The following is a 25,550-nucleotide window of genomic DNA, read 5'->3' as shown; positions in this document are numbered from 1 at the left end:
GGAATCCTGGTCATCCCCGGAATTCTCCTTGGGGCAGCCATCGCGATAGTGCTGCGCAAGCCCAAGAGAACCCGATAGGCGGACTGGTACAAGCGGCCCCGGCGGATCTCTCTTCTGCCCGGGGCCGCACACCGACCGCTGGGCCTGATCCGGCGGTAGGTGACCTGGCATCCGTTTCGCGCTTTCGCTGAAACGAGGGGAGGGGGCGGACCCACAACCGGCCCCTCCCCACAACACTCTGCACCGCGTCCCGCGCCGGCCGATGCACACCGCACCACACCACCGCCGTCCCGGTGCGCCCGACACGACGGTCAGACGCCGGAAGCGAACCGGCCGGTGCCAGGGCGGCGCCATAGATGGGCCGCGCGACTCCCAGAAGTTGTGAAGGATGGCCACGGCCTCTTCGATGCAGCCGAGGTCGATGAAGTACCCGGCCAGATCGTGCCTGTTTGCGGGGGCGTGGGGCCGCAGCACGGCCACAGCCTCCTCGGTGCGTCCGTCCCTGGCGAGCAACTCGGCAATGTGCGGCGCCGCGTACCAGCACGGGCTACTCCACGCGGGACGGCTGCCCGGTGCGGGCGCAATCCACAGGTCTTGACCGCCGTCGCCGTCCAGTAGCCGTCGACCACGACCTGACGATCGTCTTCCCGGTCGCCGCCACCCTGATCGCCCTGCTGCTCCTGCGCAGCCTGCTCGCCCCGGTGGTCCTGATGCTCTCCGTCGGGCTCGGCTTCGCCGCCACCCTCGGCGCAGCCACCCTGCTGTTCCAGCACGTCCTGGACGAGCCCGGCGTCATGTTCGGCGCGTTCGGGTTCCCATGCGGTCATGGCCAGGGCACGCTCGGTCGCGGTGGCGTAACCGTCGTCATGGCCGGATGCCGCGACGGTCCCCTGGACAAGGGCATCCGCGGTGTCGACGTCCGTGGTCCATTGCCGTGTCGCGTCGTCGTCCAGCAGGCGGCGCGATGCGTCGTAGTCGGCGATCGGCCGCCCTCCGGGCTGGAAGCTCCCCACCGCGAACTCTCGCGTCTCCGTCCCGAGCGCGGCGACGAGTCCCGTGAGGGGGTTGCCGGCGAGGCCGTGGATCCATGAGGCGCGCCGGTCGACGGGAACGCCCGCGGTGTGGTCCGTCCATATCCGTCCACCGACGCGGTCGCGCGCCTCGAGCACGACCACACGCTGTCCCGCGGTGTGCAGCAACCGCGCCGCGGCGATGCCTGCGCCGACAACGATGGTGTCCGTCATTCGTCCCTCTCCTCAGGAATTTCGGGCGGCGAGACGCCTTCCCCCACACCTGTCACCCGGTGTGGCCGTGGCCGAGTTGGGTGAGGGCCAGGTCGAGCATGTCGACGAAGAAGTCGGCAGCCGTGGTGTCGATGCACAGAGGCGGCTTGATCTTCAGGATGTTGAGGTGGTCGCCGGTGGGCTGGACGATGACGCCGAGGTCGAGCATGCGGTCGCAGAGTTCGGTGGTCTCTTCGGTGGCGGGTTCCAGGGTGGTGCGGTCGTGGACGAGTTCGAGGCCGAGGTAGAGGCCCGTGCCGTGGACGGCGCCGATGATGCCGTAGCGGTCGGCCAGTTCTTCGAGCCGGTGCTTCAGATGGCCGCCGACGCGCACCGCGTTGCCCTGGAGGTCCTCGTCGCGCAGCGTGTCCAGGACGGTGAGGCCGACGACGCTGGAGACAGGGCTGCCACCGGTGGAGGAGAAGAAGTAGCCCTGATCGCGGTACCGGTCCGCGACCGACTTGGATGTGATGACGGCCCCGAGGGGATGCCCGTTGCCCATGGCCTTGGCGACACAGACGATGTCGGGGACGACCTGCTGCTGCTCGAAGCCCCAGAACCAGTGGCCCAAGCGGCCGTAGCCGACCTGGACTTCGTCGGCGACGGCGAGGCCGCCGTGGCGTCGTACCGCTGTGTACACCTGGGCGAGATATCCGTCGGGAAGGGCGACTCCCCCGGCGTTTCCGTAGTAGGTCTCGCCGATGAACGCTCCTGGCGGGCGGCCGGACGCGGCCAGCTCGTCGATCACCGCGACGGCCTCGGAGCCGTAGCGCACGGCGTCGCTTCCCCGGTACCGGCCGCGGTAGGAGTTCGGCGAGTCCACGGTGTGCACCCAGTTCGGGCGGGTGGCCAGGGCGTTCGGGTTGTCCTGCAGCGAGGTGGAGACGGCGTCGGAGGCGTAGGTCCAGCCGTGGTACGCCTCGCGCAGTGCGACTACGTCGTGGTGCCCGGAGGCCCCGATGGCCAGCCGGAGGCCCAGGTCCACCGCCTCGGAACCGGAGTTGACCAGGAACACGGTGTCCAGGGGCTCGGGAAGCAGTCCGGCGAGACGTTCGGTGAACTCCACCACCGAGGCGTAGTGGAAGCGCGAGTTGGTGTTGAGCCGTCGCAGTTGCCGGGAGACCGCCTGCTCGACCCGGGGGTGAGCGTGGCCCAACGGGGTGACGTTGTTGACGATGTCGAGGTACGCGCGGCCGTCGGTGGACAGCAGGTGGTGGCGCCAGCCTCGTTCGATGCGGGGAGGGTTGGCGTAGTAGTGCTCCTGCACGGTGGCGAAGGCGGCGTCGCGCCGGTCCAGCAGGTCTCTGTCACGCGCGGGGCCGGAGTCGGTCACCAGGCCGAGCAGCGGGGCCGGGTCGGCGGTGAGCGCGAGCCAGCCGGCGGCGTACTCGGGCCGGACCAGGTGGGGGACAGCCGGTCCGCCGGCGGTGAACAGGGCGACGTGAACCGAGGCGCCGGAGCCGAGGCGGGCGATGTCGTCACCCGCCTGCACCGTCGCACCGGCGCCGACCAGGGGCCGGACCGAGACAGGGAAGGACAGCGACAGCGCCTGCGCACCGTAGGTGAGTTCCACGCGGCCCGGCGCCGCCACGAGGACCCTACCCGCGGCCGGTGCCTGCACCATGGCGTCCCGGCCGAGCCAGAGGTCGATTCCGGTGGGCACCGTTGCGGTGGACGTCGCCGACAGTGCCTGCGTCCGGGTGAGCCGCGCCTGGGCGTACCGGGTGGCGACCGCGACGGCTCCGTCCGCGAGGGCCGAGGCCGCCAACCGCGCCTCGATGCCGGTCTCCGTCCAGGCTCCGCCGTCCATGGCATCGCCGTCGGCGGACAGGTCGAGGAGGGTGATGTCGTCGGCAGCGAGGTCCCGCACGAGAGGGCGCACCGGCGTATCGGCCCGCGCGGTTCGGCTGGGCGCGTCGGCCGTGCCGGTCGTTTCTCTCACAAGGTGCGTCATCACCGGCAGGGGCAGCGAGGTGGCCTGTTCGAATATGTGCCACTCGCGGTCGAGTGCGGCCCTGGCGTAGGCGTTGTCCTCGTCGACGGCGGCCTGCTGCCGTCCGCTGGCCACCAGGACGGCGGCGCGCAGGACCACGAGCGGCCACAACGCCTCGGCCTCCTCGGGGGAGAGCGGCCGTACCTCATGGAAGGCACGGACGGCCGGCAGCAGGTGGTGAGGCTCGATGCCGTCGTGGTGGAGCATGGAGGACAGTGACACGGCCAGTTCGCCGACGGCCCAGCTCGTGGTCACGTCACCGAAGTCGATGACCCCGTCCGGCATGGGCGGACATGTGCCGGGACTGCGGATCAGGTTGTCGTCGGTGAGGTCCAGGTGCACTGCCTGCGCCGGCAGCGCCGCGGCGAGATTGCGCACATGAGACCAGGCCTCGGCGGTCGCGGTCTCGACGGCGGCGCGCCGGTCGGGCTCGTCGATGTGCCCGGCGAGCCTGGCGACGACGCGATCGGCGTGCTGGGGGTCCCACTGGAGCACGCGGTCGAGGCCCGGGTGCCGGAAGTCTCGCAGAGCGGTGCTGACCTTCCCGACGAGGGTGCCCATGGCCGCCACGGTGCCGGGTGACAGGTGCCGGGGCCCCGAGAGCGTGCCGCCGGGCAGATGGCGCAGCAGGCGCGCGACGGCGGGACCGTTTTCCGTGTCCACGGTGGTACGACGTGGTGAGCCGTCGGGACGGCGCAGGACGGTGGCGACGCGCAGTTCCGGCCGGGCGGAGGCGACCAGGTCGGCCGCGGCGTCCTGGGCTTCGATCTCCATGCCGCGAAAGGCGGGGTTGGCGATCTTGAGGATCGCCGCGGGCGTCCCATCGGGGGCGTGCAGCAGGAAGTTGGCGTCCTGCTGGCTGCCCAGCGACTGGGGGCGAGCCCTGGTGCCGAGAAGGTCGGCAGCGATGAGCTCGGCCTCGGACGGTGTGACGCGGGGTACCGGAAGGGCGCCCTCGCTGAAGAAGTCGATCGTGCGGTGTTCATCGGGCAGCATGCGGGTTCCTCGGCTGATGTGGGCGAACACGTCTGGGATGCTCGGACGCCTCAGTCGACGTGCCACAGGAAGCGGTGCGTGTGAATCCCGAAGTAGGGGAAGTTGTCCACGGATGCGACCCCCTCGATGGGCCGGACGACGTCGTTGATGAAGTCCAGAAGATCCCGGGGCTGACCGCACACCACCTCCGCGAACAGGTCGAAGCCGCCGGCGGTCAGGACCGTGTACACGACTTCGTCGTGCCGGGACAGTTCATCGGCGACCGCCCGGGGATCGCCGTCGATGCGCAGGCCCAGAAGCGCCATCGCCTGCTGGCCCAGGGTCATCGGGTCGGTCACTCCGACGACCTGGACCGCCTTGGTGTCGATCAGCCGCTGCAGCCTGAGCCTCGCGGCCGAGGGTGACAACCCCACCTTTGGCCCCAACTCGGCGTAAGGAATCCGGCCGTCGACCTGTAGTTCCCGCAGGATGGCCCGGTCGGTGTCGTCCATGCCGCACCTCTCTCCTGCGTGAACGGCAGGCGCTGCTCTCGTTTCACGCAGCATGCCCGACAAGGACGCTCGATTCAAGCGTCACTACGATCGAATCGAGCGAGCCGTGTGATACGGGGCCGCGTCCCAGGCGTCCGCGGATGCTGTGCGGCCCGGCGACTGCGTGCGGCCCGGCGACTGCGTGCGGTGGACTCGCGCATCCAGTTCACCGGCACCTCGGCGGACGGCGCACCTTCGCCTCGATACCGGCCGCGGCCGGCAAGGATCGCGCCGTCTCGGCCTCCACGGAGAGCACCATCGGCACCTCACCGCCCGAGGTCGCGCCCGCAGATCCACTTCACCGCGCTCGATCATGGCGAGGACGTCGGCCAGTTCCGTACGGGCACGCTCCGGCGGCAGCCGACGGGCCGGCTCGCACTTGAGCAGGACGGCCGCCAAGCTGTGGCCCAGGAGATCGTGCAGGTCCCGGGCGGCCCGCAGGCGCTCCTCGACCACGGCCGCGCGGGTCTGGCGGTGCCCGTTCAGAAGCAGTTCCCGGATGGGTCGTTGTCGGCGAGGACGCCGCGATTGAGCAGCGGGTGGAACTCCACCACGTACAACCGCCCGCCCGGCCGCAGCACTCAGTCCGTGTGCGTGACGATCCACGACCCCGACCGGCTCTCCACATCCTTCTGGATCCGGCCACAAGACGACTGGATCCTGGACCACCGAGTCCGACTGGACCGACTTCAGCAGATCTGGCCAAGCGAAGTCATCGAGACCGCCCCCATGGTGTACGAGTGGAGTCCAGACCGTAGGCACCGAACTTCAGGCACGGCCATCGGGGACCAAGCCGCCACCTTCGTCGCTGACGGCGGCCGCACGCCCATGAGCCAGAACAACTGGGCTGGCCGACATCCCGAGTTCAAGTTCAGTAGCTGGGCCGTCCGGTGTTCACCACACGGCCCGTGCGGGCTCTTGTAATGTGGTGGTGTCCAGGGCGGCTCGGCATCCATGGAGCGGATCATTACTATCCACAATGCCTCGCAATCCCAGCCCGAGACCGCGACGCGTGCTGTTGGCAAGCGCACACTGGCTCTGACCGCTCTGCTGACGGCGGCTGTTCTCACCTATGCCTTGGATCTCGGCAGCAAGCTTGTGGCTGTCTCGCGGTTGGAAGGCCACGAGCCCGTTGCTGTAGCGGGTCACGTGCTTACGCTGCAAGTGTTCCGTAACTCGGGTGCGGCTTTCAGCAGGGGCCAGGCCTTCACTGCAGTGTTCACGGCGATTGCGGTCGCCGTTGTCGTGGTCATCATGCGTGCCGCGCGTAGGCTTCAGAGCCTTCCCTGGGCCGCCGCCCTGGGCCTGATGCTCGGGGGCGCGCTCGGCAATCTGACTGACCGGATCTTCCGGGCGCCTGCGGTCTTTCGCGGGCACGTTGTCGACTTCATCTCCGTCGAGCACTTCGCGGTGTTCAACCTCGCCGATTCGGGCATTGTCTGCGGCGGCTGCCTGATGGTCCTCATGTCGCTCCGGGGCACCTCCCTGGACGGCTCAGCCCCACAGGATCGGCAGGGCCGGAGCATTCTCTCCCCGCGATGAGATGCTCCAGAACCGAGGGTTCGACCACCGCGCAGCGCAGGGGCTCGGTATCGTCTGCGTCTGCATGCATGCCGAGCTCGGGAAACAGAAAATCCTCGACCGTCTCGCTTGCCCGAGGCAGAGGCACTCTGACGAAACCACCATCGACTTCTGGATACACGGAGACTGCGGACAGCGCTCTTCTCATAAAGCGCCATCACGGCCAACATGGGCGAGGCGCAGCCAGCTGCCGGTCTCGGTGAGTGCCTGGGGTGCAGCGAGGAGGACGTTGCTGCCGGACCCGGCTGCGAACAGACGCGCAGCGAGCAACGAAGGCGCGCGCACACGACGGACCCCACCATGGTGCGGAGGCCATGGAGCCTTTGCGGCTGCCTAGTGTCCCAACAGGCAACGTTCGCCTTCACCAAGGAGAGAGCTAGGGTCCGTCTTCAATCGACTTTGAGGCGAGAGAAACCGCTGCCTCGTGTGAGGTGGCGGTCTTGTCATATCGGGTGGCGATGCCAGGGAAGTCCTTGAGCCGGTTGACGCAGCGTTCGACGATGTTGCGTCGACGGTAGATCTCCCAGTCGAATCGAGGAGGGCGGCCGCCGTCACGGCCCAGGTTGCGGCGGTGGCGTTGCTGGCGCTGGCCGGCCGTGAGCAGGACGGCCGGCCGCATCACGCCCACTCAACATCGCCCACACGTCCGGACAAGCGGCAGATCACGGAGCGCGTCCTGCAGTGCCTGGCCGACCGCATCCCCAGCCCCGCCTCCGTGGTGCCCCCGCAGGCGTCGTCGTCGCCCCCCGCAGGGCGTCGTCGTCCCGCACCGTCTGGAGCTGCGCGCCGGCACGGTGGGGCGTGCCGGTGCGGACCTTGGGTTCCCTCGCTGACGCCGCGTCGCGGGCCTCAGGTGCGGACCACGAAGTACTGCCAGCCGCCCCAGGTGCTCACGTTGCTCAGGTCCTTCGTGGAGCGCTCGTACTCGGAGCGGACGCGGAACTTCTGGTTGAGCGCGTTGGTAAGACTGAGCTGGGCCTTCGCAATGCTCGTGGACGACAGGGCGTAGCAGCCCGACGTGGTGAGCGTGTGCCAGGCGCTGCTGTAGTACTGCTGGACCTGGAAGCGCTCGCACTGGCCGGCCTTGTTCGGCGTGACGGTCGCGGTCACCGTGGGCTTCACCGTCTTGTGGAAGACGCGGTAGCTGATGCCGCTGTACGTGGCGCTCGTGTAGGAGCCGCTGAGTGCCGTCGCGATCTTCACGTAGCCGTTGACGGCGCGGGTGGCCGTGGCGGGCGCGTAGCGGTAGTCGCCCGCGAAGGACGCGGTGAAGGTGGTGTTGCGGGTGACCTCGTAGGTCGCCTTCAGGTTGCCGTTCGCGTCCACGGTGCCCGTCGTGACGAGGGTCTTCGTGCCGCCGTACGGTGTGGCGTGGATCGATACCGTGCGGCCGTTGTACGTCGTGCCGAGGTGCGCGGTGACGGTGGCCGTCGCGCCGTAGGCGTACGAGGGGGCGCTGCTGGTGACGGTCAGGGCGGTCGCCGCGCGGGACACCTGGACGGTGGCGACTGCGGTGGCCGCCTGGTGGGCGGCGTCGCCGGGGAAGGTCACCGTGTAGGTGTTGGCTCCGCCGGTGTCCGGGGTGTCCTTCACCGTGATCGTGCCGTCGGCGGCCACGGGCGCCGTCCAGGTCACCGGGGTGGCGTGGGCGGCGTCCTTGCGGGAGACGGTGACCGTCCGCCCGGCGGCGTACGGGCCGTCACCGAGCCTGCCGCCGAAGGACAGTGCGGCGCCGCGGGTGGCGCTCGCGGGGGCGCTCAGTGTCAGCGCCGGGGCGTACGGGGCGACCACGAAGCTCATGCCGCTCTCGGACGGCTGGTGGGTGGTGTCACCGGCGTACGTGAGGAGGTACGTAAACGTGCCGGCGGCGCCCGGGGCGTCGGCCACGGTGAAGCGCAGGGTGGCCGGGTCCACGGGGACGGAACCGAGCGGCACGGTCCGCTGGGTGGCCTCGTCGCGCCGGGCCACCTGGACGGTGGTGCCCTGCGGGAAGGTGCCGAGGCCCAGCTGGGCTGAGAGGTGGCCGGTGAACACGACCGAGCCGGGGTCCGCCGAGGTGATGTCGGTGCCGGCGACGTCGGTGGGCAGCTTCGCCACATGCACGGTCAGTGAGGCCGTCGCGGGGCGGTGGGTGGCGTCACCGGCGTACGCCACCTGGTAGGTGTACGCGCCTTCGTCCTGCCGGAGGTCGGTGAAGGTGAACGTGCCGTCCGCGCCGAGCGTGGCGTCGGGCAGGGCGGTGCCGTCGCGGGTGACCTGCAGTGCGGCGCCCGCCGGCAGGAGGCCGCGGGTGCTCAGTGAGCCACCGATCGTGTAGCGCTCGGTCGGCACCGCGTACTGCGGCAGCCTGAGGGCCAGTTCGGTGTCCGTCAGCTTGGGGGTGTCCAGCACGTTCAGGCTGTAGGCACCCGACGGGTCCTTGGTGACGGCGTAGAGGGTCGTGCCGTCGGCGCCCCACTCCAGGCCGTCCGGGGCCACGTCGCCCGACGGCAGGGTCAGGTGGTTCTCGGCGAGGTTGTTCGTACCGGCGTACAGGTAGACGCCGGAGGTTCCGGCCACGGCGACCGTGCCGTCGGTGTCGACGGCCACGGAGCCGGGCGCGGAACCGGAGCCGCCGGTGAAGTACGCGGCGGGGTCCGCGGCCGCGAGGTCCGTGCTGCGGTAGGCCCGCAGGGCGAGCTGCTGCGGGGCGGCCAGGAGCAGCCGCGTCCCGTCGCCGGTGACGGCGAGCCCGGTCGCGGTGCCGCCGTAGACCAGGGTGTCCGCCTTGGCGGACGCGGTGCCCGAGGCGACGCCGAAGGTCGCCACGTGGCTGAGGTTGCCCTGCGGTTCCTCGGCCGCGAGCACGTCGCCGCCCGTGGCGAGCAGCGGCGCGGTCGTCCACTGCGACAGGGCCGGCTGCGGGGTCGCCGCCGGGGCGGGTGCGGACGGGTCGATCGAGCCGATGCCGCCCTTGCCAGCGGCCGTGTAGCCGTACCAGACGCGGCCCCCGGCCACCGCGACGGAGACCGGGGAACTGCCCGCGCCGGTGGACCAGCGGGCGGTCTCCGCGAGTGTCGCGGTGTCGATCGCGACGATCGCCCCGGCGTCCGAGAGCGCCGCGTAGAGCGTGCCGCCGTCGGGCGACAGCGCCAGACCGGTGGCGCCCTGCTCCCCCGCGACGGTGGTGACCGGAGTGCCGGACAGGTCGGTCACGAGGATGTCGGTCGAGCCGGCGCCCTGGCTGATGAAGACGTGCTGGTGGGCGCGGTCGACCATCAGGTGTGCGTACCCGGACAGGGGCAGCGTGGCCATGTCGTCGGCGTACGCGACGGGGCCGACGGCTCCGACGGCGGCAGTGGTCAGGCCGACCACGACCGAGAGGGCCGCGACCAGGGAGACCTGCTTGAGGCGCATGAGGCTCCTGTGAGAAAACGGAACGAGCAGCCGGAAGATAACCCGACCGTCCGACCCGCTCCGCAGCGGGGCCCCTGCCAGCCGACAGCCGTTGTCCAGGTGGCGGCGATCCTCCTCGTCCCATGTGCGCGTGTCGCGCGGTTGGGCGCAGGGCTCGGCCTGTGGCGGGTGTCCTGCGGCGATGGCCCGTTGCCGGGCGGCCTCGGCGTCGAATTCGAAGGGCCTGATCAACTACGCGGTGCCCTGAGGAGCGGAAGCAACAGCCTACGGCGACGGCGCTGCCCGGCTGAAGAGCCGGGCAGCGCCGTCATTTGAGAGCTTCAGATCCAGGTGGCGTGGCCGACTTGCGTGTCGTGCGGCCGAACTGCGGCCAGGGGTATGTGGCCACGGTCGGCAAGGGTCATCATCGCGCCCATCGAGCTGCCCCCGGGGATGAGTAATCTGCAGCTTACGACGACATGATCCGCCGGACGGACCCCAATGGTGTGGTACCAGGGGCGCTGGCGGCACGCCTCGGTCATGGGCGTGCCGGGACTGGGCCGACGGCCACGTCTTCAGCTGCGTGGCGACCTGCTCGGCGACACCAGGGTCAGCGTCCGCATGTACCAGCGGCCGCGCCGGACCTGCGCGCCGTACGCCGCCGACGCCTTCGACGGGTGGCTGTGCGGGGGTATGTCGGGCGCATGGCTCTGCAGGCGACCCCGGAACCCAAGATCACGGACGTCTGACACCAGCCCCCTGGGCGCGGGTGTCACGCTCCCTGACAGCCCGCGGTGACGCCCTGACGCCCGCCTACGTGACCCCTAACCCCCCCTGGCGTCCCGCGCGGCCTGGTTACCGGTCGATCCGGCAGGAGGCGCCCTGGCGCCACGGGCCGGGGATGCGACCGCGGTTGCCGGCCGTGAGCCGGTACACGCCACGGGCCGTCCAGCTGATCGGAGGCACCGTGAGCAGACGGCCGACCGCCCGCCAGCCGGTGCCGGCCGCGGTGCTGAGCCAGGCGGCGAAAGCGGCATGTCCCGCCCGGACGGGGCCATGTGCGGGGATCCACTGCACGGCCCGGGTGACATCGCGTTCCGTGAGCCGGTGGGCCTCCAGGTCCGCCGCCTGCCAGGGCAGGAGACGGACCGTGGTGCCGGTCAGCTTCCGTAGGCGGGTGACCGACCAGTGGCAGAAGCCGCAGTCGCCGTCGTAGAGCAGCACGGCACCCGAGGGGGTCGCTGTACTCATGTTCACGCTCCGGTGCGATTCATCGTGGAGACCATGTACCGGTCCTGGCGAGGTGTGCCGGAGAGGATCTTCCATTGGGCGGAGGGGAGGTCCTTCAAGAAGCAGGCCATGATGGCCGGGCCCGAGGATGTCCGGGAGTGCAGGGCGTAGACCTGCGTGACGGCGCCGGGCAGGCAGCCGCCCTTGGCCAGGACCTCGTGGTAGACCTTGGTGTTCGCGGGGTTGCTCCGCATGGGCCAGCGCAGGACCTCGCGGGCGAACGCCAGCGGGCTGTCACCGGCCGGGGAGTCGATGACGGCCTGGAAGAGGGTGACCCAGTCTCTGGGTGTGCCCGAGCAGCTGCGGCGGAAGACCCGGGGCTGGAGCCCCGCGGTGGGCAGCAGGAGCAGCAGCCGGTACCAGCGGTGCGGGCGCGCGCCCAGACGGTCGTAGTAGTCGGCGAGCCGGTCGTCGGGGCAGCGCAGGGTTCGAGGCAGGAACGGGGCCAGGGAGGCGACGAACTCGCCGTACCCCGAGTACACCGGATCCTGCGCGTCCATGTGGTGGCGCCGGGCGAGAGCGGCGAGGGCCGGACGGCCGCCGACACGGCGCCACAGATACTCGGCGGAGGCGTTGCAGGACTGGTGGATCATGGCGTCGGCGCAGTCCCGGATGCTGATCTCGGTGCGGCGGCCGGCGCCGGGGTAGGCCTGTGCGAACGCGCCGCCGTCCGTGCCCGGCAGGTGGAAGCGCCTGACCTCGCGCAGCGGGAGGCGCTCGTCGGCGGAGACGGTTCCTTGGTGGATCTGCTCCGACAGGGCGCACAGGATGAGGACCTTGCGGGTGGAGGCCAGGGGGAACTTCTCGTCGGCGTTGTGCGCGTGCTGGGGGAGCCAGGTCCCGTCCGTGCCCCGGCGGACGAGGAAGACACCCGCCCGGTCCTCCCGTGCGCGCAGGTAGGCGCCGAAGTCGTCCGTCAGCCTTCGGGCGGCGCGCGCCGTGTACGCGTCGTGTATGAGCCCGATGACCAGCAACAGGGCGACAACGGCCTCCGACGCGCCGCGGAGGCGCTCGTTTCCGGCGGTCAGGTGGTCGTAGGCGTTCCACCCGCACAACGCGGCCACCACACCCCACCAGAAGCGGCCTTTCATACCTTCGCTTCCTCCTTGGCTGCGGTGACGCGGTCGCCGGCGGTGGCGTCGCGCTGCGGCGGTACCGGAGGTGACTGGCCGGACGCCGGCTCGTCCGGTGGCGCGGTGTTCTCCCGCCGCTGCCGCAGGCGGCGGCGAGCACCGCGTACCAGGCGCGCGGCGGCCCGGTAGTCGGCGTCGGTGAGCATGGCCGCGTCGGCCGCCAGCATGAACAGGCCGAAGGAGACCAGCCCCATGCCGTACATGATGCCGATGTGCATGCCGGCGATCAACAGCAGCACGGCTTCGCGGAACCACCGGCGCCGGGTCAGGACGGCCGGGATCACGGCGAGTTGGACCGCGACCGTCAGATACGTCACGGCGGTCACGAGGAACGGGTTCCTCATCAGCCAGAGGAGGAGGGACGTGGTGCTGTACTCGTGGACCTGGCTGATGTAGTAGAGCGCGTTGCCCTCGCGCCACCGGCTTCCGGCGACCTTCCACAGGCCCGCCACCGCGTAGACGGTGACGGTCTGGAAGACGACCAGCGTCGCGGCGGTGTTGTGGAGGCTGACGGAGGGACGGGGACGCCGCGCTTGCAGTGCCAGGCGCGCACGTACCTTCTTGGCGCTCGGGCTGAAGTACGCGTTGGTGGTCGCGAAGAGCAGAAAGAGGATCAGGATCCGGTTGAGGTTGTCACCGCCGTCACTCAGCTCCTCGTTGCGCGCGTACAGCGACCAGGCGAAGAACGCGTGCAGGAGGGTGAGCGGCCGGCCCCCGTAGACGGTCCAGAGCGCGGCGACGGCCAGCCCGGCGAAGTAGACGAGGTCGAACCACCAGGAGCTGGTGCTCAGCGCGTAGAGGGAGAGCAGGGGCCGGCCGCCCAGCGAATCACGGAACTGGCCGAAGTCGGAGTCGCCGTGCGGCCCCCACAGCAGGTCGCGGTAGGGCAGGTTGGTGAGGTAGATCAGGACGAAGGTGCCGCCGAGGCCGATGCGCGTCACGGCCAGGCCGATCAGGCGCTGGCGCTGTGTGCCGAACCGGTCCAGGCAGGCCATCAGAGAGCCGAACTGTCGCTTCATCGCCGTTCCTCGGGGAGATAGGCCAGCCAGTGACTGTCGCCGACCCGAACGGTTTCCTGGGCCGCCGGATGGTCCAGGTACCGGTCGGAGAAGCGGGTGACGGGCGTGACCGTGTAGAACGCCCGGACCTGGAGGATGCGCTCAGGACGTACGAGCTGGTCGGCGAGGGGGGACAGGACGCGGCTCACCTGTACGTCCTCCTCCCTCACCTCGGTGTCCAGGGCGCGCTGCAGGACGTCCAGGGCGTGCTGGTCGGCGGAGGGGGCCGGAACGTCGGCGGACGGAGGCAGGTGGCCGGCCAGGGAGCTGTCGTTCACCCTGGCCCGGGCGGCCTGTTCCAGGCCGTCGGACGCCTTCTGCCCGGCACCCTTGGGGTCGGACGCCTTGTGGGGCCGGAGTTGGTCGATGCGGGACTGTCGGTACTGCAGGTTGGACAGGTCGTTGCCCATGGTGGTGACCACCCGCGCCACCCGGTTGGGGAACCACCACTGGCTCTGCGACTGAGCGAGGAACGGGCCGGTCAGCGAACGCGGTTCGGATTCATGGCGGTGGCCCTGCGCGTCCTTGTAGGCGACCTGGTACCAGCCGTCCACATTGAAGTCCGGCGGCTCGGGCGCGAAGAGCTGCCAATTCTGGTCGAAATAGGGATGGGCGATGTCCTGCGCCGTTTTGATCATACGCGTCTGCGCGGGAGAAGGCGGTGCGACGAGGCAGGCGGTCAATCCCATGTAAGCCGCGCCGGCGAGAATGGGCATGCAGACAAAAAGGCGGGTCCACCGGGACACCGGCCGGGATTCCTCCCGGCCGGTGCCTCGGCCCCGAAAAAGCGTCGAGGCCACTGCGGTAACCGCCTAGTTGAACTGCGCGTCGGCGATGGGGGTGGCACCGCGCTGGTGCTTGGCGACCAGCGGAGCGGCGGCGGCGACCTCGGCGGCGCCGACGGCGGCGTCCTCGGCGACCGGTGCGACGCGGGACGCCTTCTTGGCGACCCACTTGCCGCCGTCGTAGACGGCCTTCACGCCACCGGCCACCGCGGAGATGTCCTTGGCGCCGTTCACCACGTGGTGGGCGATGTCACCGAGGAACATGGGGCTGTTGGCCGCCTCCGGCTTCGCCTGGGCCGCGGAGGACGACACCTCGCCCGCGGCGTTCGGCGCGGCGTTCGCCGGCGCGACGCCCGCGAGGATGCCCACGACCACGGCGGCCGCCACGGCGGTCGCCGCGTGCTTCATCCTTGAATTCATTGACGTGCCTTTCATTGCATACGGAACCAAAGCGATTCCAGCTGATTTCCTGACGTCACCCTGAAACGGCGCGGGTCAGGGCGAGTCGCCATGTCGCATACGAGCCTGTGTACGGCGGGAAACGTAGCCTCGCCGCCTGGCGATGGAATGCGTTTGCGACTGATCAGGACCCTACAAAGGGGCATCGGCATCCAGCCTCAGATCTTGCTCAATTCCGCTGTTTCAAAGATGATCTGCTACTTCGGAAGGAGAGCCGACCCGACCAGAGGTGGAGGCCCTCCTCCGGTCGGTGGGGACTTCCCACCCGATCGGGGGTGCCCGTACCGCCGGACGGCGCCCGTTCCCGCCCCCGCTTTGATGCTTCGTCACAGCTTCTTGCTCTGCTGGTAGTTGTTCCGGCGTGTGCCGCGTGTGATCTACGGTTGCGGAAGTCGTTCCATGAGGCAGGAGGCCAGCAAGTGGAGGCACCAGAACCCGCTTATCCCTCGCGGGTGCTGATCGTCGACGACGAGGCGCTGATCAGATCGGGGATCACCATGATTCTCGGCGTGGCGCCCGACATCGAGGTGGTGGCCGCCTGCACCGGCACGGAGGCGGTGTCGACCGCCCGAGCGCTGCGACCGCACGTGGTCCTGCTCGACATCCGGATGCCGGACGTGGACGGACTGACGGTCCTGCGTCACCTGCGGCAACTGGACGAGCCCCCGTATGTGGCGGTCCTGACCACGTTCGACACGGACGAGTACCTCGGCGAGGCCCTCCGGCTGGGCGCGAGCGGCTTTCTCGTCAAGGACACCGCCCCCGACGAACTGATCCGTTCCGTGCGGGGGTTGGCGACCGGAGCCGGTTGCCTTTCGGCACCCGTGCTGCGGAGGTTGCGGGAAGCGCGCACGGCGGCGCCGGCGGCCTCCCTGGCCCTGGAGACGCTCTCCCCGCGCGAACGACGGATCCTGGCCTTCCTCGGCCACGGCCTGTCGAACAGCGAGATCGGGGCGCGCATGCACCTGGGAGCCGCGACAGTGAAGGACCATGTGAGCGCGGTACTGGCGAAGCTCGGCGTGTCCAACCGGGTCCAGGCCGCCGTGCTCGCCGAGCGGGTCGGGCTGGTGGGCGAACGCGTGTGAAGCCGAACCCTCCGGCATGCGGGACGGCACTCACGACGTTCCCATGGCACCCCCGATCCCGCCTGCACGCCGCGGTCAGCACCGTCACGCTCGTCGCTGCGGCCGGGCTGGACGCCTGGCTGAACTTCCCCGGCCCGCGGGACTGGACCTTCAAGGTCTCCCTGCTGGCGGCCGCCGCTCTGCTGGTGCGCCGCCGCCTGCCGCGCGTGGCGCTGGCGGCGGCGCTTCCGGGGCTGTACGCGGGGAGCGCGCTGCTCGCGTCCCTGGTGGCTCTCTACACCGTGAGCCGCAGACCGCGACCGCTGTGGCAGACGGGGCTGGCGGTCTTCCTGGTCGGGCTGGGGGAGTTCCTTCCCTGGCCCGTCACCGCGTTTCCCGAAGAGACCCTGCGCGACATCGTCCGGCGGCTGATCTACGCGGTGATGCTGGCGGCCGGACCCGCGGCCCTTGGTCTGCTGGCCCAGACGCGTGAGGACCTCTCGGACCGGGTCGCCGAACTCGCCACGATGCGGGATCACGAGCGCGCCCTGCACGCCCAGACCGTCGTCGCCAGGGAACGCGCCCGTATCGCACGTGAGATGCACGACGTCGTCTCGCACAAGGCGGGTCTGATCGCCGTCCAGGCCGGAGGGCTGGAGGTGACCACCGACGACGCCCGTACCAGAGCCGTTGCCGGTGTCCTGCGTGACCTGGCTGTCAGTACCCTGCAGGAACTCCGTGCCATGATCCTGGTGCTCAGAGCCTCCGACGCCGAACCGACCGAACTCGCCCCGCAGCCGCGCCTCGCGGACCTGCCCAAACTGGTGGAGGAATCCGAGGTCGCCGCGACCCTGACGGTGAGCGGCGTGGAAGACCGTGCCCTACCAGAGCCGATCGAGAGGGCCGCCTACCGGACCGCGCAGGAAGCCCTGACCAATGTGCGCAAGCATGCCCCGGGCGCGCTGACCACGGTGACGGTCGAGGTCGGCGTCGACCACCTGCGGGTGTGCGTGGAGAACGGCGCGGCGCGGGAGCCGGCCGGTCGGACGGCGCTGCCCGGCGGCGGCCATGGCCTGATCGGACTGCGGGAGCGCGCCGCCCTGCTGGGCGGCGCGCTGACCTCGGGCCCCTGCACGGGCGGCGGTTTCGCCGTCCGGCTGAGCGTTCCGCTCACGCCCCGCGAGGCCGAACGGGCCGATTGCTGAACTCGCCGTGGGCGGACCGGACAGGCGTCAGGCCGCCCGCGGGGCCGGGGCCGGCCTCGCCGAGGAGGACGGGCCCGCGGAGATCAGGAACGCGGACGGCCCGGCTGTGCGCCTCGCTCCGCGTTCTTCTGCTGATGCGTACGGCGAAAGGCGGCGTCGACGGGAAGTCCCCCGCCGGGTCACACCGCCGTTGCTCGGGCCAGAAGCGTGGACTCCATATCGCCGGCCTGGCAGAGGAAGGGCGAGCGGGACCGACGAAGCCCACGGCGCCGACCAGGTCGAATGCCGTGGGCTTCTGGCGTTGTCGGTTGGCGTCGCTTGACCTCGGGCGGCCCAGGTATCACACCGGTGGTGCGTGCCGGGAAGGTGCGTCACCTGCTGCAGGCAGCGATGATGCCCAGAATCACCAAGGCCACGAAGAACATCGCTACACAACCGCCTATGGCGCTTTCCGCCTCCGCGACGATCCCCTCGGGCTTCTCGTAGTCCTGCATCCCTCGCGCGACCGCACGCCTGATTTCGTCCTCGTCCACGGAGTCCCCCAAGCCGACCACCTCGATCCGGGGTCCGGCGAGTGCAGGGCCCGGCCGCAGCTACTAGGCGTATTGCCTGGAGCCCCGCGGTGGGGTACGGAAGGGGCCCGCCTGCGCAGGGAGCAGGTGGTCGTGGGTGCACGATCTGCGGCACGTGGGACCGTCCCTCCCGCGCTCGAGCAGTCCCGACGTTGACCGGCCCGTACCGGACTGTTACAACGGCTAACACAATGAGGGGTCTTGGCTTGACGACCACGCTGTGGTCCCTCAGGTTGGGCTTGCCTCTGGCGCGGAGCAAGGGCGTAGACGTGTTGGTGGAGTCGAGCCGAAGTCTTGACCGTCAGGGTCGACGTCTCCTTCGAGGAGAGAGCAGCAACCTCCAGCGGCTGGAGTCTCGCGTGGCAACTGCAGCGAGCGTGGCCCAGTCCGGATGTGCAGGGCGCGAACCAGGACTGTCGAGTTCAGCCGAGTCGCGGCGAGGCGCCCTCACTGTGACTGCGCCGTTTGCGCCTTCCACGGTGACCTCCCGTCCTACCCTCGGGCTGCCTTGAGCGAGTGGCGGGGATGAATCGTCCTGCTCATCAGAGGACGAACGGGCAACAGGTCCCCCGATGGTGGTGATCTCCATGATCTGTTCTAGTCGGTTCAGCAGTGCCGTGGCCAGGGCTGCGCGTGCTTCATCTGCCAAGTCAAGCGCACGCTTCAACTCTTCGGAGCGAGAGTCGTCCAGATGTGCTTGATTGATCGCTGCCTCCCGAATCAGTTCGGTCACGCGCCTCAGTGCAGCCAGGACCCGTGCCTGCTCGTGAGAGCGGCCTTCGGCAGGGGAGCGGTGGGCGGGGTATCCATAACTCGACTGGTAGATCCAGATGCCGTCATGCAACGCGTGATCAAGGGCGAGCTGTGCCTGGTCGCTAGCGTCCGCCGCGGCGGCATCGAAGTCCTCAATCTGGACTGGTCGACCCAATCCAAGGTCTTGAATTGTCCGCGCAAGCAGGTCGGACCAGGCGCGCGTGGCCTTACGCATGCTGATGATGCGGTTCAGCTCGCCCTCCTTCTGAGACTGCCGACGTGCCTCGTCACGTGCCGCCTCGGCCTCCCTGCGGGCAGCCTTGGACTGCTCACGCTGTACTTGCAAGGGGCCCCAGTAGGCTGCCGCGCTGGTGGCCAGGGCGCCGCCCAACACGCCTAAGAGTCCGTAGAGAGTCTCTGACATGACCTCTATCCTTTCCGACTCAGCGCTCAACCTCACCTCCCTCAACCACTGCAGAGAGCCTTGAGTTGCCGGTGTGCGGACAGGCAGCACGCGAGTTTGAGGAACGCTTCATGGATGTCGGCTCGCCGTTCCCAGCGGATTCGTAGGCGTCGGAAGCCGTGGTGCCACGCACTCTTGCCCACCCTTGCCGCGGCTTCCCCCCGGGTGTGAAAGGCCTCGCTCACCAGCGCCTGCATGTGCGCGCACCAGACCTCCGCCTGCGCAGCCCCCCCTCCCGCCGACCCCGCCGGCTCGCGGCCACGCTCTCTGCGGAACCTGCCCGCCCGGCACGATCCGCCACAGGCTCCCCTCCGCACCGCACGCCCGGTAGGCGGGACCACCATCAGTGCGCCCGACGGCGACGATGCAGGAGCGGACGAGTTCGCCCTTGCGCAGGTGGTGGTGGACCGGCGTGCGCGTCGTGGTGACCGGTCCGTCGTACGGGCGGGGCCGGCGCACGGCCACCCTCTCAACGGCGGGCCAGGCCGTGGTGCATGGCCTGGCCGACGCGGAGGGCGCAGTCGCAGAGGTGGCTGCCTCGGCGGCAGGAGCGATCAGGGCGGCGAGCGCCCCCGCCGCGAGGACGGCTGTCATTAGGTGTCATACCTGCCCAAACCTGGCGCGCCGGGCAGGCGCGGATGATCACCCGCTGGTGTGGGGGCGCTGCACTGTTCGTTGGGCGAGGGGCCGGGGTGGATCGGCCGTCACAGCGCCCGGGGCATGGCCGCCCGCTGTATGGGGTTGCTCGTTCAACGACCCGGCGGCCGCCATCTGCCGACCTCCTCACGACTTCAAGATCAGCGGGCAGGGCTTGGCAGCGTGCGCGGCGGTGATGACGAGGCTGTAGTCCACGGTCGCGGTCGCGGCTCGCCAGCTATCCGTTGACCGCCAGGATCGCGGTGATGAGGTCGCCGCCGCTCTCTTTCAAGGCCCTGACCGCCTTCCCTCTTGACGCGCCGGTCTGCCCCATGACCAATTCGATGTCCTTGGGGTCAACCCCGGTCTCGTCGACGGTGTCCTCGATGGTGTCGTCGTCAGGATCAGGGACGTCATCGAAATCTTCTGGCATGAAGTCCTCCAAGGAGCGAAGAAGTACCGCTCAGCCCTTCCACTGCTCAGGCACCCTGAAACAGGTGCCCCGCGCCGTCACGGGCGACGTTCGCAAGCCACTCTGCGTGAGAGCTCGGTCTCTTCGGAAGAGGTGCTGTACTTGCGTGGTCATGCCGATCTCGCGGCGATGGGCCGCTATGAACGGCGGTACGGCGTCCTCGCGGAAGGTCCTGTGGACGGCTGGCAGGACCAGCCCGAGGCAGCGGAGATCTCCGCGGGGGAGTTCGAGCGGTTGTGGACGGAAGCAAGGCGGGTTCTCGGCGGCTCAGCCTGACCCGGCGGGTTGTTCCGTCGCGAGCATCGCGAAGAAGACGTCGGTCCGGCGCCGGGAACTCGCGCCCACTGCCGCCAGGCGGCCAGGCTCTCGGCGCAAAAGCGCTGCCCGGCCGGGCACTTGTCAGTCGAACAGCGACCGAAGTGACTCTAGGCCTGCATATGTTGCGCGAAGCGGTTGACCGCGGCTTTCGCTCTGGGTATGAGCACTTGTTTCTTGCTCACAGCGATCAGGCGGGAACACCGGCCCGGTCCCGGACGGCGGCCATCTCGTCCTTGGGGAGTGCCGGGTCGGCGCCCGCGCTGGAGCCCACTTCAGGGACATGGAGTGCCTCGTGGAGTGGGAGGAGCGGGAGGAGCGGCAGGCGCGGGGTTTCGGCGGCGGCCGCCTGGCGCGTCCGGACCTCGGGGTCATGGCTGAGCCGTTCGATCCGCGCGGGCGTGGCGGCCGGGCCGGCGGGCGCACGCCACCCCGCATCCCTGCGCCGGACTGGAGGGTCGTGCGTGTGGACTCCATAACTTGGCGTGCCCACCAGCACGCGGGCTTCGAAGCCGCAACAGCGCCTTGACCGGCGAGGCTTCGCTGCCTGCGATGCCCGGCTGGTCGGCCACTGGCTGAACGACGTCGCGTGTGGGGGAGTTGTCGGCGCCAGTCGCGCTCGTGGTGTCGGCCCCCACGCGTCGTAGGACCTCCGTGACGTGAAGGCAGACACAGTCGATGTATAGAGAATTAATATAAATAAGCTATGCTTCAAGCATGAGCCGTCAAGACGCCCCTCGGGGCGCTTCCGCCGCAGTCGGGTCAGCCCTCTACGAACTGGCCACGAGAGCCGTGAGGCGTCTTCCGCGTGACCTGAGCCTCACGTCCGCTGCCACCCTGGCCACCCTCGACCGGACCGGTCCCCGGCGGATCACCGATCTGGCCTTGACCGAGGGGGTCACTCAGCCCGCGATGACCGTCCTGGTTCGGGTGATGGAGAAAGACGGGCTTGTCGAACGGAGAGGAGACCCGTCCGACAAGCGGGTCACGCTGGTGTGTCTGACCGAGGCCGGCGCGTCTTACGTCCGGGCGCGGCGCCAGGCGGGCGCCCAGGCGTTTGCCCGGTTGATCGACAAGGTCAGTGATGAGGAGGCCGAGGCCTTGGTGGCAGCCCTTCCGGCGCTGCTGCATCTGGCAACGCTCGACAGCCAGGACCAAGAAGGGCCGAAGCAGTGACAAGGGGGTCAATCAGCGGGGTCGCCGCGTCTTCGGACGGAGGCTCCGGACGGATGCGGGAGGTGGTCACCGAGACCGCCGGGCCCGATCCGGTAAGGACCAAGGGATTCCTGTCCTCCGGGACGCTGCTCGGCAATGGCGTCACGCTTAAGGTCGCCCAGCCGGACGAGCCATGGGCGGAATGGGCCCGGATTCGCGTCTTTGACCGCAGCTCGATCAGGAGCCACCGATGAGCACGACCCCGCAGCACTCCGAGTCGCGGCTATTGGTCCCTTCCCTGCTGTTCATCGCCTTGGTCGTGGCGGCGGTCGGCAGCCTCGGGACGCCGCTCATCACCAGCGTGGCGAGCACGTTCCACGTCTCGCTCGACAGCGCGCAATGGACGCTGACCATCGCGCTGCTGAGCGGCGCCGTCGCTACGCCAGTCCTTGGCCGGCTCGGAGCCGGCCCACACCGACGAGCCACGGTTCTCGCCACGCTGGCGGTCGTCGTTGCCGGCAGCGCGCTTACCGTGTTACCGCTGCCGTTCGCGTGGCTGCTCGTCGGCAGGGCGGCCCAAGGCGTCGGGCTCGGTCTGACAGCCCTGATGATGGGCGTGGCCCGCGATCACCTTCCGGAGGGGCGCAGCGCGGCCACGATCGCCCTGATTTCGGTGGTCTCCATCATCGGGGCCGGCGTCGGTTACCCGCTTGCCGGACTGCTCAGCGAGTTCGGCGGCGTACGGGCCGCTTATGGCCTCGGTCTGTTCGTCACCGCCATCGCCTTCCTGGCCGCGTGGCGCTCCATACCTGTAGCCCCTGAAGGCCGCTCCGCGGACATGGACGTAGCGGGCGCCTTCATCCTGGCGGGTGGGCTGTTCCTGGTCCTGTTCCTGGCCGGCGAGACGAATCTGTGGAGCCGTCACCTCGCCGTGGCGTTGGTCCTCGCCGTCGTTGCCGTGCTCTTGCTCTGCGGCTGGACCGCCCACGAGCTGCGCAGCAAGACGCCCCTGGTCGATGTCCGGGCGGTACGGCACCCGGCGGTCGCCGGGGCGAACATCGCCATGTTCGTCGGCGGAATCGGCATGTACCTCCTCCTTACGCTCGTCACCCGGTACGCGCAGACGCCGCACAGCGCAGGCTACGGGTTCGGGCTGACCACCTTCGCTGCCGGGCTGGTCCTCGTCCCGTTCTCCGGGCTGGGCTTCGTCGCCGGCAAGCTCAGCCCCCGGCTTCGCGAACGGATCAGTGCACCCTTGCTCTTGGCCGGCAGTGCCGTCGTCGTCGGTGGCGGGTTCGTCCTCTTCGCGGTGGCCCGGTCGCACGTGGCCGAACTGTTCGTGGTCATGGGAGTGCTGGGCTTCGGTGTCGGCGGCTTCTCGGCCGCCATGCCCGGTGTCATCTTGGCCGTCACCCCCAAGAGCGAGACGTCAAGCGCCATGAGCTTCAACTACGTCGTCCGTAGCGCCGGATACTCCCTGGGCAGTGCCATAGGCGGCCTGCTCCTGGCCGCCGGCACCGACACCGGTCAACCCTTCCCACACGACGGCGCCTACACCACGGCAGCGGTGGTCGGTGTCGCCGCGATGACGATCACGACGATGGCCGGCCTCGCACTCGCCCGCCGGCGCTCGCCCGGGACAAACCCGATCGCGCCCCTGACCGGCGCGCCGAGCCAGGACCGGTCGAGTCGATGACAGGCATGCCGGAAGGGCGGCGGCGCACGGGGCCGCACGGCCGTCGACGTCGGAGGGGGCACCGGCGTCCTCGCCTCCGCGATCGGTCCGCGCCGTATCGGCTGGGAAGTGACGGTCCTCGAACGCCGGCGATGCTCGAGGATGCGGGAGCGGGCACCTCAAAGGTGGTTGTCCGGTTCCGCCAGGGGAGCGGTGACCATGGATAAAGCCTTGCAGCGGGGAGAAGACGCATGCGCGCCGTTCAGTTCGAGCGGTTCGGCGGCCCGGAGGTCCTGACAGAGGCCCAGGTGCCCGAACCGGTGGCAAGGCCAGGTGAGACAGTGGTCGAAGTGGAGGCGGCCGGCGTCAACTTCGGCGATATCAAGCAGATCGCCGGCGAGCAGCCTGACGGCCCCTATGCCCCCAAGGGACCGCTGCCGCGAATCCCGGGCATGGAGGTTGTGGGCCGGACAGCGAACGGGCGGCGGGTCCTCGGCCACGTCCTGCAGGGCGGTTACGCCGAGCGGACGGTGGTCGCCGACCGGGACCTGGTCACCGTGCCGGAGGGCGTCAGCGCGGGCGAGGCGCTGGCGGTACACGTCCAGGGGCTGACGGCCTGGCACCTGCTGCGCTCGGTTGCCCGGATCAGACCCGGCGAGAGTGTAGTGGTACACGCCGCCGCCGGCGGCACCGGAAGCCTCGCTGTCCAGCTGGCCCGGGAGTTCGGGGCCGGACGGGTGATCGCCACCGCCTCCTCCGAAGGCAAGCGCGCCTTTGCCCTGGACCTGGGCGCGGACGTCGCGATCGACGGCGAGGCACAGGGGTACCGGGAGAGGGTCCTGGCCGCCAACGACGGGCGGCCGGTCGACATCGTGCTGGACGCCATTGGCGGCCCGGTTCTCGACGCCGCCCTGGACACCCTGGGCTACCTGGGGAGACTTGTCACCTACGGGGCCTCTGCCCGGCAGCCCGCCTCCGCCATCTCCCCGAGCCGCCTTGCAGTGGAGAGTCTCACGGTCGCCGGTTTCTGGCTCACCCCGCTGCTCGTCCGGGAAGGGGCCGCAGGCGCGCCGTTGCAGGAACTGCTGGACCTCACCGCCAGGCGGCGCCTGCGACCGCTTGTCGGAGGGCAGTACCCGCTCGGACAGGCCCGCCAGGCGCATGAAGACCTGCTCGCTCGCCGCACAAAGGGAAAGCTTCTCCTGCTTCCCCGAACCTGATTGAGCGGGGGAGAGGCGACGGTCGTGGGGCGGTGCATGCGAGGGGCGCGGCTGTCGTGGGGCGGCACACCCCGAACGGGACGCGGGACGTGGTGCGGCATCCGCGGTGATCTCGGCCCCCTCTGCTCCTCCTGCGGCAGCGCTCGTCCCTCTTCGGTCGGAGCGTGCGGCCTCGCTCGGGGGAGGGGCAGTCGGGACGGCGGCCGGCGGGGTCTGCCGTACTCCCTTTCGGGTGAACGCGCCCGCCGTCCGGCCGCCGCCACGGCCGTATCCGCCGCCCTGGTCGGCGCCGCCACGCTGCCGGCCATGGCCGCCGGCCGTCACCACGGCTCGCGTGAGCGTGCCGCGGTGGCGATCAGCGGTGCGGTAAGACTCCCCGAAACGCGACGACCGCTCCAACCGCTCGCTGAACGCCGAGTGGGTGGAGATCACGAACAGCACCCGCCAGGCGGTGATCCCGCATCCGCACGCGGCCGTGCCGGCGCTGAGAGACATCACCGGTGCGCGCAAGGCGGTGCACAGCGGTGCCCGGCGTGAACCATTGCACGCCTCCGGTGGGCGACGAGGGCACAGGCATTGTGGCGCGCCACCTGTTGGCCAAGCGGGCGTGGGGGATGCCGGCGGCCAGGAACGAAACGGCGTCGCATGCCCGTAAGGCACCGACGTGGCCGGGTTTCGGGCTGCCGCAAGCGCACCAACGTTCGATCGCAGTACATCGAGGGACTGATGATCAAGGTGGGGTCGTCGACGTACAGGGACGGCTCCCGCCAGTGGCAGAAGCTGCGCCACACTGAAACTGTGGACGCTGTGGTGGTTGGCATCACCGGGGCGCCAGTCCGACCACGGCACCTCGCAGTGCGCCTCCCCGAGGGACACGTCGCCCTGTCTCAGCGGCCGTCCGCCCCGCTCGCCGCCGAGATCGCGCCGCGCCTGGTCCACGTGGCAGTGAGGTCATGACAGTGACGGTTGGTCAGGAGCGGCCTGCTCTTGCAGGTCTCGCCTGTGGCGATGGCTGGCCGCTGACACGACGTGGTGCTTTGTGCTCTGGCCACTGACAGGACGTGCTGCAATCCCAGGCGGTCCAGTGTCATGTAGGTGGCACATCGCAGCAGGACGATGGCGCTGCACCCGCTGGGCCAGGAGCTGAGCCTGCGCGAGATCGCGGCCCGGGTCGTCATCACCAAAAGCAAGAAGAAGGGTCGGCACCCTTCCCCGGCGACCGTCATGCGAATACTGCGCGAGCAGGACGAACGGACAGCCCGAGGCCCGTAGCGGAGCTGGACGCCGCTGAAAGCGCCTGAGAGCGCCCAGTGTGGCCACGGACGGCTGAGCGCTGTCGCCTCAATGCTCCGCTCGCCAGTTGAAGCGCTCAGTCGTACCGGTATTGAAGCGGTCGGGGGCGAGGCGTTTCACATCTGTGACTGAGCACTTCAGCTGGCGGGTGGGCGGTTGCGTTGGCGAGGTGGTGCGGCGCGGAGAGCGGATGGTTCGCGACCAGCCGCTTGTGGCGTCGATCACACTTGCTGGACCTCGAGCA

21 protein-coding genes and 4 pseudogenes are annotated in these 25,550 nt (G+C 69.8%); 10 read left to right on the top strand and 15 right to left on the bottom strand.

From position 1 onward, the window contains the following. Positions 1 to 617: 617 nt before the first annotated feature. Positions 618 to 800, top strand: a pseudogene (locus ACZ67Q_RS29510) (MMPL family transporter); the annotation flags it as partial. 69 nt (positions 801 to 869) lie between these two features. Here the strand turns inward: ACZ67Q_RS29510 and ACZ67Q_RS29505 are convergent. The 4 genes and pseudogenes from ACZ67Q_RS29505 to ACZ67Q_RS29490 form a co-directional block, all read right to left on the bottom strand. Further along, positions 870 to 1,244: pseudogene (locus ACZ67Q_RS29505) on the bottom strand (FAD-dependent oxidoreductase); the annotation flags it as partial. Positions 1,245 to 1,296: 52 nt separating this feature from the next. Then, positions 1,297 to 4,272 carry an aminotransferase gene (locus ACZ67Q_RS29500; protein ID WP_471188216.1) on the bottom strand — a complete coding sequence of 992 codons (2,976 nt, stop codon included), beginning with the start codon at positions 4,270 to 4,272 and terminating at the stop codon, positions 1,297 to 1,299. Positions 4,273 to 4,322: 50 nt separating this feature from the next. Continuing rightward, positions 4,323 to 4,763: an Lrp/AsnC family transcriptional regulator gene (locus ACZ67Q_RS29495; RefSeq protein ID WP_471188214.1), complete on the bottom strand. Its 441-nt coding sequence runs from the start codon at positions 4,761 to 4,763 to the stop codon at positions 4,323 to 4,325. An 84-nt stretch (positions 4,764 to 4,847) separates the two neighbouring features. Continuing rightward, complete coding sequence (locus tag ACZ67Q_RS29490; protein WP_471188211.1) at positions 4,848 to 5,258, bottom strand: histidine kinase; 411 nt, start codon at positions 5,256 to 5,258, stop codon at positions 4,848 to 4,850. 498 nt (positions 5,259 to 5,756) lie between these two features. Here ACZ67Q_RS29490 and lspA point away from each other — a divergent pair, with 498 nt between their 5' ends. Next, on the top strand, positions 5,757 to 6,344 hold the full coding sequence (lspA, locus tag ACZ67Q_RS29485; protein ID WP_471188209.1) for a signal peptidase II: 588 nt from the start codon (positions 5,757 to 5,759) through the stop codon (positions 6,342 to 6,344). A 415-nt stretch (positions 6,345 to 6,759) separates the two neighbouring features. Here lspA and ACZ67Q_RS29480 read toward each other — a convergent pair whose 3' ends face one another. The 7 genes from ACZ67Q_RS29480 to ACZ67Q_RS29450 all read right to left on the bottom strand — a co-directional run bounded on the left by ACZ67Q_RS29480 (position 6,760) and on the right by ACZ67Q_RS29450 (position 14,432). Continuing rightward, complete coding sequence (locus ACZ67Q_RS29480) at positions 6,760 to 7,002, bottom strand: hypothetical protein (protein WP_471188206.1); 243 nt, start codon at positions 7,000 to 7,002, stop codon at positions 6,760 to 6,762. Between the two features lie 230 nt (positions 7,003 to 7,232). Next, entirely contained in the window at positions 7,233 to 9,779 is a 2,547-nt protein-coding gene (locus ACZ67Q_RS29475; protein WP_471188204.1) for a hypothetical protein, read from the bottom strand. 834 nt (positions 9,780 to 10,613) lie between these two features. Then, positions 10,614 to 11,009 (bottom strand): thiol-disulfide oxidoreductase DCC family protein, encoded by a 396-nt coding sequence (locus tag ACZ67Q_RS29470; RefSeq protein ID WP_471188202.1) that lies wholly within the window; start codon positions 11,007 to 11,009, stop codon positions 10,614 to 10,616. A 2-nt stretch (positions 11,010 to 11,011) separates the two neighbouring features. Continuing rightward, positions 11,012 to 12,139 (bottom strand): serine hydrolase, encoded by a 1,128-nt coding sequence (locus tag ACZ67Q_RS29465; RefSeq protein ID WP_471188199.1) that lies wholly within the window; start codon positions 12,137 to 12,139, stop codon positions 11,012 to 11,014. Then, positions 12,136 to 13,200 carry a hypothetical protein gene (locus tag ACZ67Q_RS29460; protein WP_471188197.1) on the bottom strand — a complete coding sequence of 355 codons (1,065 nt, stop codon included), beginning with the start codon at positions 13,198 to 13,200 and terminating at the stop codon, positions 12,136 to 12,138. Before ACZ67Q_RS29460 ends, ACZ67Q_RS29465 begins: the two co-directional genes overlap by 4 nt. Beyond that, the gene (locus tag ACZ67Q_RS29455; protein ID WP_471188628.1) at positions 13,197 to 13,928 is read right to left on the bottom strand and encodes a DUF5819 family protein; all 732 of its coding nucleotides are present in this window, start codon (positions 13,926 to 13,928) and stop codon (positions 13,197 to 13,199) included. The genes ACZ67Q_RS29460 and ACZ67Q_RS29455 overlap by 4 nt, the downstream gene beginning before the upstream one ends. Positions 13,929 to 14,051: 123 nt before the next feature. Then, positions 14,052 to 14,432, bottom strand: coding sequence for a hypothetical protein (locus ACZ67Q_RS29450; protein WP_471188195.1), 381 nt, complete (start codon positions 14,430 to 14,432; stop codon positions 14,052 to 14,054). Between the two features lie 548 nt (positions 14,433 to 14,980). Here ACZ67Q_RS29450 and ACZ67Q_RS29445 point away from each other — a divergent pair. Both ACZ67Q_RS29445 and ACZ67Q_RS29440 read left to right on the top strand, forming a co-directional pair. After that, complete coding sequence (locus tag ACZ67Q_RS29445) at positions 14,981 to 15,568, top strand: response regulator (protein ID WP_471188625.1); 588 nt, start codon at positions 14,981 to 14,983, stop codon at positions 15,566 to 15,568. Then, positions 15,565 to 16,752, top strand: a complete 1,188-nt coding sequence (locus ACZ67Q_RS29440; RefSeq protein ID WP_471188192.1) for a sensor histidine kinase — start codon at positions 15,565 to 15,567, stop codon at positions 16,750 to 16,752. Before ACZ67Q_RS29445 ends, ACZ67Q_RS29440 begins: the two co-directional genes overlap by 4 nt. Before the next feature lie 371 nt (positions 16,753 to 17,123). On the opposite strand, the gene ACZ67Q_RS29435 is transcribed toward ACZ67Q_RS29440, so the two are convergent. The 4 genes and pseudogenes from ACZ67Q_RS29435 to ACZ67Q_RS29420 all read right to left on the bottom strand — a co-directional run bounded on the left by ACZ67Q_RS29435 (position 17,124) and on the right by ACZ67Q_RS29420 (position 19,621). Beyond that, positions 17,124 to 17,285 (bottom strand): hypothetical protein, encoded by a 162-nt coding sequence (locus tag ACZ67Q_RS29435; protein ID WP_471188190.1) that lies wholly within the window; start codon positions 17,283 to 17,285, stop codon positions 17,124 to 17,126. Positions 17,286 to 17,625: 340 nt separating this feature from the next. Beyond that, on the bottom strand, positions 17,626 to 18,501 hold the full coding sequence (locus tag ACZ67Q_RS29430) for a hypothetical protein (protein WP_471188188.1): 876 nt from the start codon (positions 18,499 to 18,501) through the stop codon (positions 17,626 to 17,628). Positions 18,502 to 18,542: 41 nt separating this feature from the next. Next, a pseudogene (locus ACZ67Q_RS29425) lies at positions 18,543 to 18,671 on the bottom strand (IS5/IS1182 family transposase); the annotation flags it as partial. 743 nt (positions 18,672 to 19,414) lie between these two features. Beyond that, positions 19,415 to 19,621 (bottom strand): UBA domain-containing protein, encoded by a 207-nt coding sequence (locus ACZ67Q_RS29420; protein ID WP_471188185.1) that lies wholly within the window; start codon positions 19,619 to 19,621, stop codon positions 19,415 to 19,417. Positions 19,622 to 19,750: 129 nt separating this feature from the next. On the opposite strand from ACZ67Q_RS29420, the gene ACZ67Q_RS29415 reads away from it, so the two are divergent. The 6 genes and pseudogenes from ACZ67Q_RS29415 (at position 19,751) to ACZ67Q_RS29390 (ending at position 25,285) form a co-directional block, all read left to right on the top strand. Further along, on the top strand, positions 19,751 to 19,924 hold the full coding sequence (locus ACZ67Q_RS29415) for a hypothetical protein (RefSeq protein WP_471188182.1): 174 nt from the start codon (positions 19,751 to 19,753) through the stop codon (positions 19,922 to 19,924). A gap of 852 nt (positions 19,925 to 20,776) precedes the next feature. Continuing rightward, positions 20,777 to 21,139, top strand: a complete 363-nt coding sequence (locus ACZ67Q_RS29410) for a MarR family winged helix-turn-helix transcriptional regulator (protein ID WP_471188623.1) — start codon at positions 20,777 to 20,779, stop codon at positions 21,137 to 21,139. Between the two features lie 229 nt (positions 21,140 to 21,368). Further along, entirely contained in the window at positions 21,369 to 22,814 is a 1,446-nt protein-coding gene (locus tag ACZ67Q_RS29405; protein ID WP_471188179.1) for an MFS transporter, read from the top strand. A 230-nt stretch (positions 22,815 to 23,044) separates the two neighbouring features. Beyond that, on the top strand, positions 23,045 to 24,013 hold the full coding sequence (locus ACZ67Q_RS29400; protein WP_471188177.1) for a quinone oxidoreductase family protein: 969 nt from the start codon (positions 23,045 to 23,047) through the stop codon (positions 24,011 to 24,013). A 306-nt stretch (positions 24,014 to 24,319) separates the two neighbouring features. Continuing rightward, positions 24,320 to 24,467 (top strand): annotated as a pseudogene (locus ACZ67Q_RS29395) (lamin tail domain-containing protein); the annotation flags it as partial. 641 nt (positions 24,468 to 25,108) lie between these two features. After that, positions 25,109 to 25,285 (top strand): hypothetical protein, encoded by a 177-nt coding sequence (locus ACZ67Q_RS29390; protein WP_471188174.1) that lies wholly within the window; start codon positions 25,109 to 25,111, stop codon positions 25,283 to 25,285. The last annotated feature ends 265 nt before the right edge of the window (positions 25,286 to 25,550 follow it).

The organism is Streptomyces sp. NPDC036813, assembly GCF_055609245.1.
The sequence above is the reverse complement of the archived record's forward strand: the minus strand, read 5'-3'. Positions and strand labels throughout refer to the sequence as shown.

Excerpts from the sequence above, each read along its gene's own strand:
- ACZ67Q_RS29500 (WP_471188216.1), bottom strand. The coding sequence starts at position 4,272 with ATGCTGCCCGATGAACACCGCACGATCGACTTCTTCAGCGAGGGCGCC.
- ACZ67Q_RS29495 (WP_471188214.1), bottom strand. The coding sequence starts at position 4,763 with ATGGACGACACCGACCGGGCCATCCTGCGGGAACTACAGGTCGACGGC.
- lspA (WP_471188209.1), top strand. The coding sequence starts at position 5,757 with ATGGAGCGGATCATTACTATCCACAATGCCTCGCAATCCCAGCCCGAG.
- ACZ67Q_RS29480 (WP_471188206.1), bottom strand. The coding sequence starts at position 7,002 with ATGCGGCCGGCCGTCCTGCTCACGGCCGGCCAGCGCCAGCAACGCCAC.
- ACZ67Q_RS29475 (WP_471188204.1), bottom strand. The coding sequence starts at position 9,779 with ATGCGCCTCAAGCAGGTCTCCCTGGTCGCGGCCCTCTCGGTCGTGGTC.
- ACZ67Q_RS29470 (WP_471188202.1), bottom strand. The coding sequence starts at position 11,009 with ATGAGTACAGCGACCCCCTCGGGTGCCGTGCTGCTCTACGACGGCGAC.
- ACZ67Q_RS29465 (WP_471188199.1), bottom strand. The coding sequence starts at position 12,139 with ATGAAAGGCCGCTTCTGGTGGGGTGTGGTGGCCGCGTTGTGCGGGTGG.
- ACZ67Q_RS29460 (WP_471188197.1), bottom strand. The coding sequence starts at position 13,200 with ATGAAGCGACAGTTCGGCTCTCTGATGGCCTGCCTGGACCGGTTCGGC.
- ACZ67Q_RS29455 (WP_471188628.1), bottom strand. The coding sequence starts at position 13,928 with ATGGGATTGACCGCCTGCCTCGTCGCACCGCCTTCTCCCGCGCAGACG.
- ACZ67Q_RS29450 (WP_471188195.1), bottom strand. The coding sequence starts at position 14,432 with ATGAAGCACGCGGCGACCGCCGTGGCGGCCGCCGTGGTCGTGGGCATC.
- ACZ67Q_RS29445 (WP_471188625.1), top strand. The coding sequence starts at position 14,981 with ATGATTCTCGGCGTGGCGCCCGACATCGAGGTGGTGGCCGCCTGCACC.
- ACZ67Q_RS29430 (WP_471188188.1), bottom strand. The coding sequence starts at position 18,501 with ATGTCAGAGACTCTCTACGGACTCTTAGGCGTGTTGGGCGGCGCCCTG.
- ACZ67Q_RS29405 (WP_471188179.1), top strand. The coding sequence starts at position 21,369 with ATGAGCACGACCCCGCAGCACTCCGAGTCGCGGCTATTGGTCCCTTCC.
- ACZ67Q_RS29400 (WP_471188177.1), top strand. The coding sequence starts at position 23,045 with ATGCGCGCCGTTCAGTTCGAGCGGTTCGGCGGCCCGGAGGTCCTGACA.